The organism is Micromonospora sp. NPDC053740 (genome assembly GCF_040677775.1).
Classification (GTDB): Bacteria; Actinomycetota; Actinomycetes; order Mycobacteriales; family Micromonosporaceae; genus Micromonospora; species Micromonospora alfalfae.
This window is the reverse complement of the sequence record NZ_JBFASO010000003.1, coordinates 195,589-212,690: the sequence shown is the minus strand read 5'-3', so window position 1 is coordinate 212,690 and position 17,102 is coordinate 195,589. Positions and strand designations below refer to the sequence as shown.

General features: G+C 70.8%; 14 protein-coding genes and 1 pseudogene. 9 read left to right on the top strand and 6 right to left on the bottom strand.

The window, feature by feature from the left end:
• Positions 1-20: 20 nt before the first annotated feature.
• Positions 21-2,543: a bifunctional diguanylate cyclase/phosphodiesterase gene (locus AB0K35_RS09830; protein ID WP_238670046.1), complete on the bottom strand. Its 2,523-nt coding sequence runs from the start codon at positions 2,541-2,543 to the stop codon at positions 21-23.
• Positions 2,544-3,190: 647 nt separating this feature from the next.
• Between AB0K35_RS09830 and AB0K35_RS09825 the strand changes: the two genes are divergently transcribed.
• From AB0K35_RS09825 to AB0K35_RS09800, 6 genes are all read left to right on the top strand, one after another.
• On the top strand, positions 3,191-5,368 hold the full coding sequence (locus AB0K35_RS09825; protein ID WP_363884735.1) for a transcriptional regulator: 2,178 nt from the start codon (positions 3,191-3,193) through the stop codon (positions 5,366-5,368).
• 143 nt (positions 5,369-5,511) lie between these two features.
• A complete protein-coding gene (locus tag AB0K35_RS09820) occupies positions 5,512-6,294 on the top strand; it encodes a tetratricopeptide repeat protein (RefSeq protein WP_363884733.1) in 783 nt (260 codons plus the stop codon).
• A gap of 262 nt (positions 6,295-6,556) precedes the next feature.
• Positions 6,557-7,048: a cyclic pyranopterin monophosphate synthase MoaC gene (moaC, locus tag AB0K35_RS09815; RefSeq protein WP_238670044.1), complete on the top strand. Its 492-nt coding sequence runs from the start codon at positions 6,557-6,559 to the stop codon at positions 7,046-7,048.
• Positions 7,045-7,515 (top strand): MogA/MoaB family molybdenum cofactor biosynthesis protein, encoded by a 471-nt coding sequence (locus tag AB0K35_RS09810; protein ID WP_238670043.1) that lies wholly within the window; start codon positions 7,045-7,047, stop codon positions 7,513-7,515. The genes moaC and AB0K35_RS09810 overlap by 4 nt, the downstream gene beginning before the upstream one ends.
• A gap of 77 nt (positions 7,516-7,592) precedes the next feature.
• Positions 7,593-8,849, top strand: a complete 1,257-nt coding sequence (locus AB0K35_RS09805) for a molybdopterin molybdotransferase MoeA (RefSeq protein ID WP_238670042.1) — start codon at positions 7,593-7,595, stop codon at positions 8,847-8,849.
• Entirely contained in the window at positions 8,846-9,274 is a 429-nt protein-coding gene (locus AB0K35_RS09800; RefSeq protein WP_091396665.1) for a molybdenum cofactor biosynthesis protein MoaE, read from the top strand. The genes AB0K35_RS09805 and AB0K35_RS09800 overlap by 4 nt, the downstream gene beginning before the upstream one ends.
• Positions 9,275-9,278: 4 nt before the next feature.
• Here the strand turns inward: AB0K35_RS09800 and AB0K35_RS09795 are convergent, their stop codons facing one another.
• Together AB0K35_RS09795 and AB0K35_RS09790 are read right to left on the bottom strand one after the other, a co-directional pair.
• Positions 9,279-10,745 (bottom strand): glycosyltransferase 87 family protein, encoded by a 1,467-nt coding sequence (locus tag AB0K35_RS09795; RefSeq protein ID WP_238670041.1) that lies wholly within the window; start codon positions 10,743-10,745, stop codon positions 9,279-9,281.
• A 215-nt stretch (positions 10,746-10,960) separates the two neighbouring features.
• Positions 10,961-11,506 (bottom strand): DoxX family protein, encoded by a 546-nt coding sequence (locus AB0K35_RS09790; RefSeq protein WP_112583895.1) that lies wholly within the window; start codon positions 11,504-11,506, stop codon positions 10,961-10,963.
• A 133-nt stretch (positions 11,507-11,639) separates the two neighbouring features.
• Here AB0K35_RS09790 and AB0K35_RS09785 point away from each other — a divergent pair, with 133 nt between their 5' ends.
• The gene (locus AB0K35_RS09785) at positions 11,640-12,188 is read left to right on the top strand and encodes an N-acetyltransferase (RefSeq protein ID WP_091396674.1); all 549 of its coding nucleotides are present in this window, start codon (positions 11,640-11,642) and stop codon (positions 12,186-12,188) included.
• 23 nt (positions 12,189-12,211) lie between these two features.
• On the opposite strand, the gene AB0K35_RS09780 is transcribed toward AB0K35_RS09785, so the two are convergent.
• The 3 genes and pseudogenes from AB0K35_RS09780 to AB0K35_RS09770 form a co-directional block, all read right to left on the bottom strand.
• Entirely contained in the window at positions 12,212-13,450 is a 1,239-nt protein-coding gene (locus AB0K35_RS09780) for an ATP-binding protein (protein WP_238670040.1), read from the bottom strand.
• 156 nt (positions 13,451-13,606) lie between these two features.
• The gene (locus AB0K35_RS09775; RefSeq protein WP_308193519.1) at positions 13,607-14,056 is read right to left on the bottom strand and encodes a hypothetical protein; all 450 of its coding nucleotides are present in this window, start codon (positions 14,054-14,056) and stop codon (positions 13,607-13,609) included.
• Between the two features lie 422 nt (positions 14,057-14,478).
• Positions 14,479-14,946: pseudogene (locus tag AB0K35_RS09770) on the bottom strand (hypothetical protein); the annotation flags it as partial.
• 408 nt (positions 14,947-15,354) lie between these two features.
• Between AB0K35_RS09770 and AB0K35_RS09765 the strand changes: the two are divergent.
• Positions 15,355-16,359 (top strand): EamA family transporter, encoded by a 1,005-nt coding sequence (locus AB0K35_RS09765; protein ID WP_363884729.1) that lies wholly within the window; start codon positions 15,355-15,357, stop codon positions 16,357-16,359.
• Positions 16,360-16,369: 10 nt separating this feature from the next.
• The gene (locus AB0K35_RS09760) at positions 16,370-17,023 is read left to right on the top strand and encodes a prepilin peptidase (protein WP_363884727.1); all 654 of its coding nucleotides are present in this window, start codon (positions 16,370-16,372) and stop codon (positions 17,021-17,023) included.
• Positions 17,024-17,102 lie beyond the last annotated feature (79 nt).

Below are 17,102 nucleotides of genomic sequence, written 5' to 3'. Positions count from 1 at the left end.
CCCAGCGGGCTGATGCCTGCTCAGGCGGGCAGGTGTGGCAGGCGGTCGGGCTTGGAGCGGCCGGCCTGGCGGCGGTTCTGGCTCAGCCGGATCACCGCCCCGGTGTCGTGCAGCGGCGCGGCTAGGGTGCCCGGTCGGCCGCCCGAGCCGCGCTGCATCGCCGCGAGCAGGGTGCCGGACGGCATCGGTCGGGCGAACAGGTGCCCCTGGCCGGCGACGCAGCCCAACTCCCAGAGGGCCCGCCGCTGCGGCTCGCTCTCCACGCCCTCGGCCACCACGTCCAGGTCGAGGCTGCGGCCCAGGTCGAGGGTGGAACGGATGACGGCGGCGGCCTCCGCCGAACTCTCCATCGTCGTCACGAAACTCCGGTCGATCTTCAGCTCGTGTACCGGGATCCGGGAGAGCAGCGAGAGCGAGGAGTAGCCGGTGCCGAAGTCGTCCAACGCCAACCGGACGCCCTCGTCGCGTAGCCGGCTGAGCACCCGGTCGACCACGTCGAGTTGGCTGAGGGTCAGCGTCTCGGTCAGCTCCAGGACCAGCCGGTCCGGTGGGAGGTCGTGGGCTCTGAGGCGGGCCAGCACCGAGCCGGGGAACCGCGCGTCGAGCAGGCTGCGTGGGGACACGTTGACAGCGACCGGTACGTCGAAGCCGGCGTCGCGCCAACTCACCGCCGCGAGCAGCGCCTGGTCGAGGATCGCCTCGGCGAAGGCCGGTAGCAGGCCCGAGCGTTCCACCGCCTCCAGGAACCGCAGCGGGTCGATCATGCCGTGGGTCGGGTGGTGCCAGCGGGCCAGCGCCTCCGCGCTGGTCACCTCGCCGGTGCCCAGGTCGACTATCGGTTGGAAGTTGACGACGAACTCGTGGTCGGCGACCGCGCGGGGCAGGTCACCGCCGAGGGTGAGGCGGCCCAGGTCGGCGGTGTCCCGGGTCGGGGCGTACGTGGCGATCCGCTGCCCGGCCCGCTTCGCCTGGTACATGGCCACGTCGGCGCGGCGTAGCAGCTCGGCCATGCCGCCGTTGGACGGGGCGCCGGAGATGCCGCCGCTGGCCTCGACGCTGATTCGCATGCCGTCCAGGTCGAACGGCTCGTGCAGCGCGGCGAGCAGCGTCTCGGCCCGGTGCGCCGCCACCGCCGGGGCCGGCAGGCCGCGCAGGAGTACGGCGAACTCGTCGCCCCCGAGGCGGGCCACCAGGTCGGTCGCCTGAGCCGCGCCCCGCAACCGGTCTGCCACCTGCACCAGCACCTGGTCACCGGCGGCGTGCCCGAGCGTGTCGTTGACCTCCTTGAAGTGGTTGAGGTCGATCAGCACCAGCGCCGTCACCCCGTCGGCGCGGCGGGTGCTCAGCTGCTCGGTGCCCTCGTCGAGGAGGTGCCGGCGGTTGGCCAGGCCGGTCAGCGCGTCGTGCGAGGCCGCGTACGCGTGCTCGTCGGCGACCCGGGCCAGTTCGGCGTACGCCTGGGCGTTGCGCACGGCCGTGCAGAGCGCGGAGGCGAAGGTGCGCAGGGTGTACTGCTCCCGCTCGGAGAGCCGCACCGGGCCGCGGAAGCGCAGTCGGAGCATGCCGACGTCGACTGTCCGGTCGTGGCCTTCCAGCGGCGCGGGGACGACAGTGCCTGCCACGTCGGTGGGCGTGCCGGTCGGGCCGTCGAAGGTGATGCCGCCGGTGCCGCCGCGTACGGTGCGGCCGCCCTCGCGCAGCTCGATCTCGACCTCGTCGGCGGAGAACAACTCGGCGGCCTGGGTAACTGCGGTGGTGAGGACGTTGTCCAGGTCGACCACGTTGAGCGCGTCGGTGGTGCGGGCCAGCCGCTGCCACGCCTGCTGTTCGGTGCGGCCTCGGATGCGTGCGGAGTAGGCCAGGTGCAGGCTCAGGACCAGGGGTGGGACGGCGAGCAGTAGCCGGGGGTCCATCTGGAGGGTGAGCAGGGTCAGGGCCGCCACCACGAAACGGACCGCGTAGCCAGCCAGGCGAAGATCCAGGTTGCTGCGGAACTGAGTCGAGATTCTGGTGCCGGAGGCGAGCGCGATCACGGGGATCGCCAGCACCTCGTCAAGGAAGGCGGCGAGGAGGTACGCCACCGACAGGATCCCCACCAACTGCGGGGCATGCATGGCCGGCCAGGTCCAACCGAGCAGTGCGAAGGCAATGCCTGCTCCGGCCGCGACGAGGATGTTCTTGCCGACGCCGAAGGTCAGCTTGATCGGTGGTAGGCGAACCGAGGCGATGGTGATCCCGATGCAGGTGCAGAGCACCACCCATGGAAGGGGAGCAATGGCAGCCGCAATGACGATCGCGGCCTCGCTCCAACTGATCAGGTGCACCGTGGATCGGACACGTACGCGCGTCTTGACGAACGCGCCCAAGGCGATCATCGCGGTCAGCGTTACCAGGGTTGCTCCGTCGGGTGTCGGAGCCTCGGCCGCAGGGAAGGTCAGTCTCAGGGAGGCGAGCGCAACGATCGTGGCAGCAACGACGAGGAGACCGACGATCAGCCGTAGCCGTCGATCGGTCCCGTCATCGCGTCGTTGTGAAGAGGCCACGCAACTCCTGGATTACCTCGCCTGTCGTGCTCGCAACCATATCGCCGGGCGATGCAGAAGTCCTGCACCGATGTCAGCCCCACTCGTTTCCGCGCATTTCACCCCACCCCCTCCTTCGTGCGGTTGTCGGGCTCTGTTGGAGCCGACTCTCTACGAATGGAGCTTAAATGGGGTTGGCCCTAGTTAGGGATGATAAATGTCGTTATCCTCAACATTAGTTAATCCTGTGGGCATAAGTGACATTCTGTTTGCGTTCCGGTGCGGAGAGCGCTGGGATGCTCGCCTGTTGCATCCGGTCCGTCGCGGAATGTCGCGAGCGGTGGTGACTGATTAGACCGCGCCCTCAGTGTGGGTGCTTTGGTGCCGCAACTCATCCGCCGATTCGGTCGACCGCCGGCCAGCTTCCGGTAGGAGTCCCCTTCATCGACTGCGGCTTTCGCTCCTTCTTTCCGTGATGCGGCAGGAGTTGAGAACGTTGAGGCAACATATGGTTCTTGCAATGTTCGCATTGCACTCGTCGAGCCTGTTGCACCGGGCGGCCGCAAGAGCGTTCGCGTCGGCGGCTTGATTGGCGTCGGGCGTTACATCCGGTGCCCGTAAGCTTCGGGGTGTGATCGGCTGAATACCCCGCTGGGGCAGGGGGACGGGTGGACATTCAACTTCTGGGCGGCCTCTCAGTGCACCTGCTCGGTCGCAAGCTGCACCTGGGTACGCCTAAACAGCAGGCCGTCTTCGCGATGCTCGCGGTCCAACCCGGGCAACTGGTGACAGTCAACGACCTGGTCGACGAGCTGTGGCCAGACAGCCCGCCGCGCTCCGCGGTGCCGAACGTACGGACCTACGCCGCCAACCTGCGCCGAACCTTCGAGACCTTCGAGTCTGGTCGGGGCGTCATCGTCAGACAGCAAAGCGGCTACCAGTTCACCCTGGAGCCCGAAGCTATCGACGTGTTCCGTTTCGAGATGGAGTTCGCTGCGGGCCGGGAAGCCCTGATGGTCGGCCATATGGACCGGGCCCTGGCACGGTTGAGGTCGGCCGTGGCGCGCTGGCGGGGACCGATGCTCGCCGGCATGTCGCTCGGGCCCGTGCTCGGCGCACGCGTGGTAACCGCCGAGGAGGAACATCTGCTGGCCGTGGAACTCCTTGCTGACGCGCAGCTCAGAGTGGGGCGGAGCGACCTCGCGATCCCCCTGTTGCGGGAGGCCATCGCCCGTCATCCCCTCCGGGAACCGGCGTACGCCCTTCTCGCTCGGGCGCTGCACGAGCGAGGCGACCACGCGGGCGCGCTCGTCACGTACGACGAGGCTCGGACGAAGCTGATGGCCGAGCTCGGCGTCCTCCCGGGTTCCGACCTTCAGGCTTTCTACCGCACTATCGTCTCGGCGGTGCCATCCCAGCGACCAGGGAAGCGCGCCGTACCTCGTCCAGCTGGCCAGAGCGCCCGCCGTGTTTCGAAGGCAGCCTCGCCAGGCAGTGTCCTGATCCCCGAAGGAGCCCCTCGGCCTGAACCGGTCGATCACCTCCCCCGAGCGGTCACCGACTTCGTCGGCAGAGAGGACGTGGTGTCGCGGCTGCTGGCGGAGACCTGGCGGGTCGAGGAACGGGTGCCGGCCGTGCACATCATCGATGGCATGGCGGGTAGCGGCAAGACGACCCTCGCCGTGCACCTGGCCCGCCGGCTGTCCGATCGGTACCCGGACGGCGCGCTCTTCATCGACCTGTGCGGGCACGGGGAGAAGCACCTGGTCGAGCCAGCGAGTGCTCTGGTCACCCTGCTTCGGCAGATGGGCGTTCCTGCTGGTCGTGTACCGGTGGAGTTCGACGACAGGGTGGAGTTGTGGCGACAGGAACTGGCCCGCCGGAGGTCGGTGGTGGTGCTGGACAACGCGGCGAGCAGCGAGCAGATCATGCCCCTGCTGCCGGCCGAGCCGACCACCGTCGTGCTGGTTACCTCGCGGCGGCGTCTGTCCCACCTGGACGTCGGGCCCTCGCAGACGCTGCCGCTCCTGAACCCACAGGAGAGCGTGGATCTCCTCAGCCTGAGCATCGGTCGGGAAAGGGTTGAGGCCGAACCGGAGGCAGCCGCCGAGGTGGTGCGTCGGTGCGGGTACCTCCCACTGGGGATCCGGCTGGCCGGTGCGCGGCTGGCGCACCGGCGCGGCTGGCGGTTGGCGGACCTTGCCGAGCAGATGGCTGGCGATGCTCCAGCGCTGCACCATCTGGCTCAGGAGGAGAGCACCGTCACCGGTGCCTTCGCCGCTTCCTATGAGCCGCTTACCAGTTCGACCAAGCGTGTCTTCCGGTTTCTGGGTCTGTATCCCGGTAGCCGCTTCAGCGCGCCGGCGGTCGCCGCGCTGACCGGGCTGCCGATCGCGGAGGCTCGTGCGGCGCTCGACGACCTTGTCGACCGGAATCTGGTGGAGGACCTGGACTCGACGCGATATCGACTGCACGACCTCATGCGGCAGTACTCCATCGAGCTGTGTTCGCGTACCGACTCCGCGAGCGACCGAAAGGCAGGGCTGGCTCACCTGCTCGACTTCACTCTGGAGGTAGCACTGAGGGTCGCTAAGACGCTGGAGCTCAACGACCTGGAATCTCGCGTCACACATCTCCCGTTCGGGCGACCCGAGTTGGTCGACGCGATCGGGGAGCCCACCGCTGACTGGTTGGAAGCGGAGCGGACGGACCTGGTAACGATGGTGAGGGCAGCGCTCGATGAGGGCTTCCACGAGCATTGTGGCGGCTGGCCCGTGCCCTCTGGCGATTCTGTTACATCCGCGGATACTTCGAGGACATCATCACGACCCACCGGCACGCGCTGACGGCAGCGGACGCATCCGGGGACGTCGATGCAGCGGCATTGGTGAACAACTACCTCGCTTCCGGATATATCCGGACTGGCGACAACCGGGAAGCGCTGCACCATCTGACCCGCGCTGTCGCCCTCTCCAAAGACTCGCGGGACGTGCTCAGAACCGCGCGGTACCGCGCCAACCTCGCTGCTGTCTACTACTGGAGCGGCAACCTGACTGGAGCGGTGAGGGTCGGTTTTGAGCGCTTGCGTGACTACAAGGGATACGGCAAAGCCAAGGTGCCGATGGCGCTGCCGAACCTCGGCATGGCACTCACCTCACTGGGTCGCTACGAGGAGGCGCTCCGGATACACCGCCTGCACCTGGCGTGGGCCCGGACGAACTCCGACGTCTTCCACACACTCAACGCCCTCAGCCATATCGGCGCCGTGCGGGTCCGGATGGGCGACCTTCCGCAGGCGATCCGCATTCTGCTGGCCTCGTTGGCGCTACGCGACCGCACCGGCCACCGGTATGCCGAGGCCGAGGTGCGCAACGACCTCGGGATCGCCTATCGCGGTCTCGGTCGGCTGGTGGAGGCCCAGCAGGAGCATGAGTTGGCCCAGAAGTTGGCGATCGGTTCGGGAGAGCGACACGTCGAGGCGGCCGCGCTGAACGAACTCGGGCGGACCCTGCTGGCGCAGGGCCGGGCTGACGAGGCGTTCGAGGTGCACCAGGAGGCGTTGCGGTTGGCTACTCGGATCGCGCACCCGCACGAGCAGGGCCGAGCCCTGGCCGGGCTGGCCGAACACTTCGTCCGCACGGACCCCGTCGAGGCCCGGCGGCACTGGGAGCGGGCGTTGGCGATCTTCCGACGGATGGGCGTGCCGGAGCGTTTCGAGGCCGAACGCCGCCTCGCCGAGTTGCCTGACGCAACCCCGGTCGCAGAGCGCTGACCAGCCTGAACGGCGCTTATCGATTTCTTATCGTCCAGCCCGATAGCCTCCCTGTCGTATCGGCGAACGGGGGAGGTTCTGCCCGTGGGCAGAACCGGGTCGTCGACACGCGCCCGCTGCCGGGTCCCCCCAGCGACCTCGGCGGCGGGTCGGCAAGGAAGGAGCGGCGTCGGGGCCGTCACGCCGTCAGCACCCGGTGCGATCGTCAGCGTGACGCCGCTCCTTCCGACCGCCGTCGTACCGCACCGATAGGCTCACGACCGTGACCGAACCCGCGCAGCTCAGCCACGTCGATCGCGCCGGCGCGGCCCGCATGGTCGACGTCTCCGCCAAGGCGGTGACGGGTCGGTTGGCCGTCGCGGCCGGCCGTTTGCGGACCACGCCCGAGGTCATCGACCTGTTGCATCGCGACGGGCTGCCCAAGGGCGACGCGTTGGCCGTCGGCCGACTCGCCGGGATCATGGGGGCCAAGCGCACTCCTGACCTGATCCCGCTCTGCCACCCGATCGCCCTGCACGGTGTCACAGTCGACCTGCGGCTGACCGCCGACACCGTGGAGATCACGGCCACCGCCCGCACCGCGGACCGGACGGGGGTGGAGATGGAGGCGTTGACCGCTGTTGCTGTCGCCGGTCTCGCCCTGATCGACATGGTCAAGGCGGTCGACCCGGCGGCCTCGGTGGAGGCGGTCCGGGTGCTCCGCAAGGAGGGCGGCAAGACCGGCGAGTGGGTCCGTCCGGAGGACCGGCAGTGATCCGGGCTCGTGTGATCGTCGCTTCCAACCGGGCCGCTGCCGGTGTCTACGCCGACACCAGCGGCCCGCTGCTCGTGGCCGGCCTGCGCGAGCTGGGCTGCCAGGTCGACGACCCGGTGGTGGTGCCCGATGGTGAGCCGGTCGGCGATGCTTTGCGGGCCGCCCGCGCCGACGGTGTCGACGTGGTGCTGACCAGCGGTGGCACCGGAGTGACCCCGACGGATCGCACCCCGGACGTGACCCGCGGCCTGCTGGACTACGAGGTCCCGGGCATCGCCGAGGCGATCCGCGCGCACAGTCGTGACCGGGTGCCGACCTCTGTGCTGTCCCGGGGCCTGGCCGGGGTCGCCGGTCGGATGCTGGTGGTCAATCTGCCCGGCTCGACCGGCGGTGCCCGGGATGGCCTGGCCGTTCTCGGGCCGATCCTCGGGCACACCGTCGACCAGCTCCGCGGCGGGGACCACTGACCGCTTCCCCGCGGCGACCAGTGACCGGTGCGCGCCAGGCCCGGGCGGGTGTCGGTCCGTGCCGGTAGGCTCGGTCGGTGAGCACGGAAACCGCACCCACAGCGGATCGGGTCACCGCACCCCCGCCGGCCGGGTGGGAGGAAGCACGTTCGCGGGTCTACGCGGTCGGTCTGGCCGCCGCGCTACCCGCCGCCGCCCGACCACTTGTCGACATCGACGGGTCGACCCTGGCCGAGCCGTTGACCACCCGCACCGACCTGCCGGCGTTCCCGACCTCCAGCGTGGATGGCTGGGCGGTGCGGGGCAGCGGGCCCTGGCGCGTCGTCGGCCGGGTCCTTGCCGGCAGCACCCCCGAGCCGCTCACCGAGGACGACACCACAGTCGAGATCGCGACCGGCGCGATGGTGCCCGAGGGCGCCACCGCCGTGCTGCGGGTGGAAGAGTCGACGAGCGCTGACGGCCTGGTCACCGGCGTTCCCCGGGAGACGCCCGAGTGGCGGAAACCCGGCGAGGAGGCGTACGCCGATGAGGAGCTGCTGCCGGTCGGCACGCCGGTCGACCCGGCGGTGATCGGCCTGGCCGCCGCCTGCGGGCACGACACGCTGCGGGTCCGGCGGGCGCCGCGCGCCGCGCTGCTGGTCTTCGGCGACGAGTTGCTGACGGCGGGCCCGCCCGCGGCCGGTCGCATCCGCGACGCGCTGGGCCCCGCGGTGCCGGCCTGGCTGCGGCGCTACGGCTGCCAGGTCCGCCCATCCGACGTGGTCGGCCCGGTGGCCGACACGCTGCCCGCGCACGTGGCGGCCCTACGCTCGGCGCTGGGCCACGCCGATCTGGTCTGCACCACCGGCGGCACCATGAACGGTCCGGTCGACCACCTGCACCCGACCCTGGAGGCGCTCGGCGCCGACTACGTGGTCAACACGGTGGCGGTCCGCCCGGGCTTCCCGATGCTGCTGGCCCGGTTGACCGGCCCCGACGGGCGGGCCCGGTTCGTGGCCGGGCTGCCGGGCAACCCGCAGTCCGCCATCGTGGCGCTGGTGTCGCTTGTCGCCCCGCTGCTCGCCGGCCTCCAGGGCCGGTCGATGCCGGTGCTGCCGCAGGTCACGTTGGCCGAGGCGGTGCCCGGTCGCGGTGACCACACCCACCTGGCGTTGGTCCGACTGGACCGCTCCGCCGGCGTCGCGTTCCCGGTCCGGCACGTCGGCTCGGCGATGCTGCGGGGCCTGGCCGGCGCGGACGGGTTCGCTGTCATCCGACCCGGCACCCGCGGTGAGCCGGGCGACCGGGTTCCGATCGTCCCACTGCCGTTGTTTCCCGGGGAGCGTGCGTCGTGACCGCACCAGCGATCACCTTCGGCGAGGTCACCGACCAGCCGCTCGACCTCGCCACGCACGAGGCGGCGGTCGCCGACCGCCGGGCCGGCGCCGTGGTGTCGTTCCAGGGCGTGGTCCGCGACCACGACCACGGTCGACAGGTCACCAGCCTGGAGTACGAGGGGCACCCGAGCGCCGCACAGGTGCTGCGCGAGGTGGCCGCCGAGATCGCCGCGGAGCCCGACGTCTACGCCGTGGCGGTCTCGCACCGGGTCGGCCCCCTGGTGATCGGTGACGTGGCGCTCGTCGCCGCGGTGAGCACCGCGCACCGGGCGGCTGCCTTCGCGGCCTGCGCCCGACTGGTCGACGAGGTCAAGGCGCGACTGCCGATCTGGAAGCGGCAGGTCTTCACCGACGGCACCGAGGAATGGGTCAACTGCCCCTGACCGCTCAGCGGCGGCCGTTGACCCCCACGGCCCGGGCGAGCCGGTCGCCGTAGAACGCCGGCTCCGCGCCTGGGCGCCAGGGCAGCGCGGCGACCAGCACGATCAGCGCGAGCGCGAGCGAGTTCTCCATCAGCGCCCCGAACAGGCCGTCCTGGTAGTGCGACATCTCCGGCAGTTGATGCTCGTACGGCCAGATCGGAGAGATCAGGAAGAGCAGGTAGAGCCCGATCGCGGCGAAGCCGTGGCGGAGCCCGGTCAGCGTCGGGTACCAGATCGGCGGGCGGAGCCCGTTGACCCCGGGTAGACCGCCGAAGACCGGCCCCTGGCCGGTGCGCTGCGGCATCCCCCGGCTCGCCTCGCGGCGACGAACTGCGGCGTCGGCCAGCACGATGATCGCCGGGATCACCCAGACCAGGTGGTGCGTCCAGGAGATCGGGCTGATCACGTTCGCGGTGAGACCGACCAACGTGAAGGCGGTCAACTCGTCACCGTCGGCGCGGGAACTGGCCGCCCGGGACAGGCCCAGCGCCAGGACCAGCACCGAGAAGGCGAGCCACAACAGCCCCGGGGTCTCGATCGAGTCGTACAGCCGGGCGAGCAGGCCGGCGAGGGACTGGTTGGGCGTCATGTCCGCCGCGCCGACCCGTTCGGTCTGCCACAGCACGCTGCCGAAGTAGGTCCGCGACTCGTCACCGACGATCGCGAAGGTCCCCACCGTCACGCCGATCGTCGTGCCGATGGCAGTGGCGGCCACCCGCCACTGACGGGTGATCAGCAGGTAGGCGATGAACAGCGCCGGGGTGAGCTTGACCGCTGTGGCGAGGCCGATACCGGCCCCCGCCCAGGCCCCGCCGTAGATGAAGCGCAGCAGCGGGCCGTCGGTGGCGGCGTAGTGGGTGCCCCGGCGGGACCGCCAGCGAAGGCCGATCAGGTCCGCCATGATCAAGGCGAACAGCAGGATGTTGACCTGGCCGTAGCCGAGGGTCTCCCGGGCTGGCTCGATGGCGACCGCGAGCGGCACCGCCAGGGCCACCGTGAACCACAGTGGCCACCCCAGTCGGTCCACGATGGGTCGGAGCAGCCCGGCCAGCACCAGCGCCAACGCGGCGATGCTGGCGGCGGCGTTGACCAGGCCGGCCACGCCGATCGGCAGCTGCGCCATCGGCAGCATGACCAGCCCGGCGAAGGGCGGATAGGTGAACCCGAGTGTTGTTTCGGGCGCGATGAACTCGTAGAGCTCGTGACCGCTCGCCCACCACACCACGGCACCGTGGTAGATCTTCATGTCGAAGAAGTTGTACGGCCGCCCGAAGGTGCCGATGGCAAGCCATGCGGCATAGGCGACGGCGGCCACTATGGCGCCCCGTACGACGTTCCTGCGATCGATCCCGCGCGTCACACGGTCGATCCCGCGTGTCACACGTTGGATTGGGGCGAGGCGGTCCGCCCGTCTACCGACAGCCGTCGGCATGGCGTGGCCACCCCCGTACCAAGGTCGTCCTACCCGTCCAGGTCCTGCACGGAGCCTAGAACGGCGCCTCACGTCAGTGCCTCCCGCGTTATGCGACCGTGTCCGATCCCACACATGTTTTTGACATTTCCACCGCGTTAACGCCTACCGGGTGGTTCAGGTAATTCGTGGCCTTAGCGAGGGGTGGGGGTGAGACGGAGACGGATCGACGCAGGTCAGCCGGGGAGTCGACGTGCGGTGGACGCGGAGCGGACGGCGATTCGGGCCTCGCGGCGGGCGGTCCGGACGGCGCGCTGCATGGAACGTCGAGAGTGGCCGATGCGATGGCCCGTCCGCCACCGCAGACCCGGCTTGCCGCCGGTGTCAGCCGCGGCGAGCAGCAGACCGCCGAGGAGCCCGAGGTTCTTCAGGACGTGAATCTGGTTGTTGTTCTTGGCGATCGGGTCGTCGTTGTTCCAGAAGGGATGCCCGGCGATGGTCACCGGCACCAGCGTGCCGGCCAGAACCAGCGCCGCGGGTCGGCTGAACCGGCCGGTGGCCAGCATCAGACCGGCGCTGACCTGCACTGCCGCGTTGAGCCGGATCAACGTCTCGGTCTCGGTGGGGAAGCTCGGGTGCGCCTTCTTCAATACCGGCGCGACCTTGTCGGTCACCGGTTTGGCGGCCACCGCGAGCCGGCCGGGGTCGCGTAGGTTGCGATACCCGCTGACCACAAAGATGCCGCTCAGCATGGCGCGGGCGAGGGAGCGTACGGGCGTCATGGATCAGTCATACCCCGTCGCGGCGTTTGCTACCCCGTCAACCGCAGGATCGGATTGGTGTTCGTACACGTACGCCACGCCGAATCGAGCGACAGTCACGGATGGACGGGCGCTGACGGGTAACGTCGCGCGGGTGACCACGCTGCGGCTACGCCCCGAGGACCCGGCCGACGCCGGCCCGGTCCGCCGCGTACTGGCCGCCGCCTTCGCCCGCCCGGACGTGGCGACGCCGCCCGAGGTCAGCCTGGTCGACGAGCTACGCGACACCACCGCCTGGTTGCCGGAGTTGGCCATGGTCGCCGAGTACGGCGGTGAGGTGGTCGGCTACGCGCTGCTCACCCGGGTGCGGCTGCGGCCGGAGCGAGGCTCGGACGTGCCCGTCCTGGCCCTCGGCCCGGTGGCTGTCGCGCCGCACCGGCAGCGTGTCGGGCACGGCACGGCTGTCGTGCAGGCCGCCCTGGACGCCTCCACCGAGCTGGGCGAGCGGCTCGTCGTCGTCCTCGGTGCCCCGGTCTTCTACCGCCGGTTCGGGTTCGGCCCGGCGAGTGAACTGGGCCTGACCGGCCCGTGGGCCGGCCTCGGCGAACCCTGGCAGGCGCTGGTGCTGCCGCCGTCCACCAGCGAGGAGGGCCCTCCGCCTCGCGGTGAGGTGCTCTTTCCGGCGCCCTGGTCGAAGGTCTGACCGGTCGACGCGACTGTTGGGGGTCAGGCCGGCTGTGTCCGCAGGTACCTGCCGAAGTGCGGGACGGTGAAGGCGACGGTGCCCCGCTCGCCGGAGTAGATCAGCCCCTTCTTGATCAACGCGTCCCGGGCCGGGGACAGACTGGCCGGCTTGCGGCCGAGGGCACGGGCGATCTCCGCGGTGGGCACCGCCGCGTCCATGTCGTCGCGGACCACCACGCCGGGTTCGCCCTCGACCGCGGACATCATGGCCATCGCCCGCATGTACTCGCGTTCGGCGGGAGTGGCCCGTTCGAACCGGGAACCGAAGAACCCGACAGCCAGTTCGGCCTCCGCCTCGGGCGCGGCGACCCGCACATCGGCGGCCGTGATCGGCGAGCGTGGCGCGTGGTCCCAGGTGGCCTTGCCGTACGCCTGGACGAAGTACGGATAGCCGCCGGACTTCTCGTAGAGCAGGTCGAGTGCCTTCTGCTCGTACTCGACCTCCTCGCGCTCGGCGGGCGCGCAGAGCGCCCGGTCGGCGGCGATCCGGTCGAGCCGGTCGATGCGTTGATAGCGGAACAACCGTTCGGAGTACGACTTGGCGGCGCTGAGCACGGCCGGCAGGTGCGGAAGGCCGGCGCCGACGACGATCAGCGGCGCGCCGAGCTGGGACAGCTCGTGGCAGGCGGCGCAGAGCGCTGACACGTCCTCCGGGCCGAGATCCTGCATCTCGTCGATGAAGATGGCGATGCCGGTGCCGACGTCGCTGGCCACGGCTGCGGCGTCACTGAACAGCTCGACCAGGTCGATCTCGATGTCGCCGGAGTCGGCCCGGCCGCTGGCGGCCGGCACGTCGATGCCGGGCTGCCACCGGTCGCGCAGCTTGGCGGCACCGGCCCGGCCGGTCGGATTGGACCGTTGGGCGAACGCCTTGAGGACGCCGAGGAACGCGTCGATCCGGTCCGGTGCGCGGTGGCGGGGGGCGAGCTCTCGGACCGCCATGTGCAGTGCGGCGGCGACCGGCCTGCGCAACGACTGGTCGGGTCGAGCCTCGATCTTGCCGCTGCCCCAGAGTCGGTTGATGGCCTGCGACCGGAGCGTGTTGAGCAGGACCGTCTTGCCGACGCCGCGCAGCCCGGTGAGCATCAGGCTGCGCTCGGGTCGGCCCCGGGCGATGCGCTCGAGCACGATGTCGAAGACGTCCAGTTCCCGCCCCCGCCCGGCAAGTTCGGGCGGGCGCTGACCGGCGCCCGGCGCGTACGGGTTGCGGACCGGATCCACGCATCGCAGATTATCGGGCCATCTAGCTGCGAGGCTAGACATGGATAGATGGGGCTACCGGCGTGTCGAGACCGTCGACCACAAACTAGGGCTGTCTAGCATGGACGCTAGACAGCCCTAGTTTTGGCAATCGGGCCAGCGATCGGCCAGCTCGGGCTAACGCTTCTTCAGACAGAGCACGTAGTCGAACAGGTCGACCGAGTTGTCGTGCACATAGTTCGCTGTCGCCTGCGGCGCGAGCGTCTCGCACCGGTCTCCGTCAGTGGTAGCCGGAATTCGCAGCAGCACCTGATAGGTGTTCGGGCCGCAGGGCACCTTACGGAGTTCCGCCTCGCTCTCACTGCCGTCGTTCACCACGCAGTCACCCCTGGCGAACTCCGCGCCCGGGGTCGGGGCGGCCGACGTCGGGGCGTCGCTGGGCAGCGCGGGCGGAACGCCCGGGGCACTCGTCGACGGGGCACGCGCCGCGTCACTGCCGGCGTCGGCCACCTTCCAGATCGCCCAGCCGGCCAGGCCGAGGCACGGACAGAGCACGAGCAGCACCACCACAGCGATGATGAGAGCGACGTTGCGGCCGGTCTTCTTCGTCGGCGCGGCCGGCTGCATCCCGTAGCCGCCGGGAGGCTGCTGACCCCACGGCCCGGCCGGTTGACCCGGCATCGGACCCGCCGGCTGACCGGGCATCGGGCCCGCCGGTGGGTACGGCCCGGCCGGTGGGAACGGCCCGGGCGGTGGGTAACCCGGGCCCGACGTGGGCGGCGGCGGCCACATCGGCGTGGTCGGCGGCTCCGGGTTGGTGGGCGGCGGCGCCCACATGGGTGCCGTCGGTGGCTCCGCGCCGGTCGACGGCGGACCCCACTGCTGCCGGGTCGGGTCGTCCGCGGGCGGCGGGGTGCTCCACTGGGGCACTGTCGGGTCGACGGGTGGCGAGCTGTCAGGCCCACCGGGCGGGCGCTGGTACGGATCGTCCGGCTGATCGGAACCCGCAGGTCCGTAGGTCGTCATGTCATCCCCTGGGGTGGAGGGTCTCAGCGTTGCTTGAGGCAGAGGACGAAGTCGAGAGTGTCCAGCTCACTGTCGAAGAAATACCAGTTGGTGTAGCCCTCGACCTTGCCGCACTTGGCCTCGGCGTCCCGCTCGCCGCTGGTCGGGCCGTCGATCCGGCTCAGCACCTCGTACGACTTCGCGGTACAGCCGCTGATCAGCAGCTTCGGCTTGCCGCCCGCGGTGCCGTCGTTGCGGACGCACTGGCCGACCTTCGCGAACCGGGGATCGGCCGACGACTCCGGCGCGGCCGCGCTCGGCGCGGGCTCGACCACGTCCGCGCTCGGCTCACCGGCAACTGCCGAGTTGCTCGGCGCGGCTGCCGGTGCCGGGTCGCTCTGCCCACGGCGGAACCAGAACGCCCCGGCGACGGCCACCACCAGCAGTACGACGACCAGTACCGCGATCAGTGGCCCCCGTCCGCGCCGGCTCGGTGCCGGATCCTCGCCGTACGGGTCGTCGGGCCGGTACGGCTGCCCGCCGTACGGCTGGGTCGGCTGGTACGAGCCGCCGTAGGGCGTGCGGGGATCGTGGCCGTAGGGCGTATCCGTCTCGCCGCCGTAGGGCCCGCCGGGCGTCGCACCGTACTGCGGGGTGGGTGGGCCGCCGTACGGTCCGGGTCGTCCCTGCGGCGCGGGCGGGTACGACGGGACCGCCGGAGGGTAGGACTCCGGCGCGGGCGGGTAGGGCTGCTGCGCCGGTCGACCGGGCGTCTCGTCGGGTCTCTGCCCACGCCACGGCCCCGGGTGGCCGCTCCCCGGTTGTCCGTAGTTCGTCATGCCGCCCTCCTGCACGAGTGGTGAGAGGCCGGCCACCAAAGCGCGACACGGACTCCGGGGTCACCGTAGCGTGGTCCACTGATGAGCTCACCTCCACCGAGCGCCACGGCCCTCGCCGGCCGTCGTGCCAGCAGCACGCCGACACTGATCTGGACCGCGTTGATCGTGGTCTACGTGCTCTGGGGGTCGACCTATCTGGCCATCCGGATCACAGTGGAGACAATGCCTCCGCTGCTGTCGGCCGCGCTCCGGTTCGCCGCGGCCGGCCTGGTCCTGGCGGTGGTGCTGCGACTGCGTCGGGGGCCCGGCGCGCTGCGGGTGGACCGACGGCAACTCGGCTCGGCCGCGTTGGTCGGGGTGCTCCTGCTCGGCGCCGGCAACGGCCTGGTGGTGCTCGCCGAATCGGGGCCGCCGGGAGTGGCGGTGCCGTCCGGGATCGCCGCGCTGCTGGTGGCCACGGTGCCACTGCTGGTGGTGCTGTTGCGCTCGGCCACCGGGGATCGGCCACCGCTCTGGACGTTCGCCGGGGTCACAGTGGGCTTCATCGGCCTCATCCTGCTGGTGCTGCCGGGTGGCGGTTCGGCAGCGGTGCCGCTGGTCGGGGCGTTGACAGTGGTGGCGGCGGCCACCTCCTGGTCGGTCGGGTCGTTCCTTTCCGGCCGGATCCGGATGCCCGGCGACCCGTTCGTGGCCACGGTGTACGAGATGATGGCCGGCGCGCTGGTGCTGGTGGCAGTCGCCGCCGGTCGGGGCGAACTGGCGGACTTCCACCCGGCGGCGGTCAGTACCCGGTCCTGGTTGGCGCTGGGCTACCTCATGGTGGCCGGCTCACTGGTGGCCTTCACCGCGTACGTCTGGCTGCTGCACAACGCGCCGATCTCGCTGGTGTCGACGTACGCCTACGTGAACCCGGCGGTCGCGGTGGCGCTCGGCGCGCTGCTGGTGGCCGAGCCGATCACCCCGCAGGTGCTGCTCGGCGGTGCTGTCATCGTCGCCGGGGTCGCCCTTGTGGTGACCACCGAACGGCCACGTCGGGCGGGCACGGGATCACGATCGGGGGTCACGTTGGGGCGCGACCGCCAGTAGCGTCCGGCCCATGTCGGCCGCCGCGCTGGTGTCGATCGCGCTGCTCGGCGCGCTGGTCGGCCTTGTCGTACCCCTGGTGTCGCGGCGCTTCGCCACGGCGGACGCCCGGCCACTGGCGTTTCCGGGGCCGCAGCCGGTCCGGCGGCCCTGGGTCGACCCGATGGTGGCGGCCAGCGTCTTTGTCGGCCTCGCCGTCGCCGTGGGTGACGACAGGGCGTTGCCGGTCTTCCTCGCGGTCGCGGCGGTCGGTCTGGTGCTGGCGCGGGTCGACCTGGCCTGCCTGCGGCTGCCCGACCCGCTGGTGCTCGTCGCCGGGTTGCTGGCCCTCGGAGGGCTGAGCACCGCGGCGCTGCTGTCCGGCACTCCCGGCCGGCTGCTCGGCGCGCTGGGAGGTGCGGCGTTCGCGGGTGCGGCGCACGTGGTGTTGGCCCTGCTACCCGGCTCACGGCTGGGTTTCGGGGACGTGAAACTCGCCGCCGTCCTCGGCCTGCCGCTCGGCTGGCTGGGGTGGGGCACCCTGCTGGCCGGGCTGCTCCTGCCGCACGTGCTGCACGGCGGTCTGGTGCTCGGCCTGCTCGCCGCCCGAAAGGTGCACCGGAACACACTGCTGCCGCTCGGTCCGGCCCTGCTGGTGGGCGCCTGGCTCGCCCCCCTCCTCACCTGACGCACCCACGCCCAACCCACGCCCCGTCGATCTTGCAGTTTCTGCGCCGACACAAGGTGCATTCCACGCACAACGACGA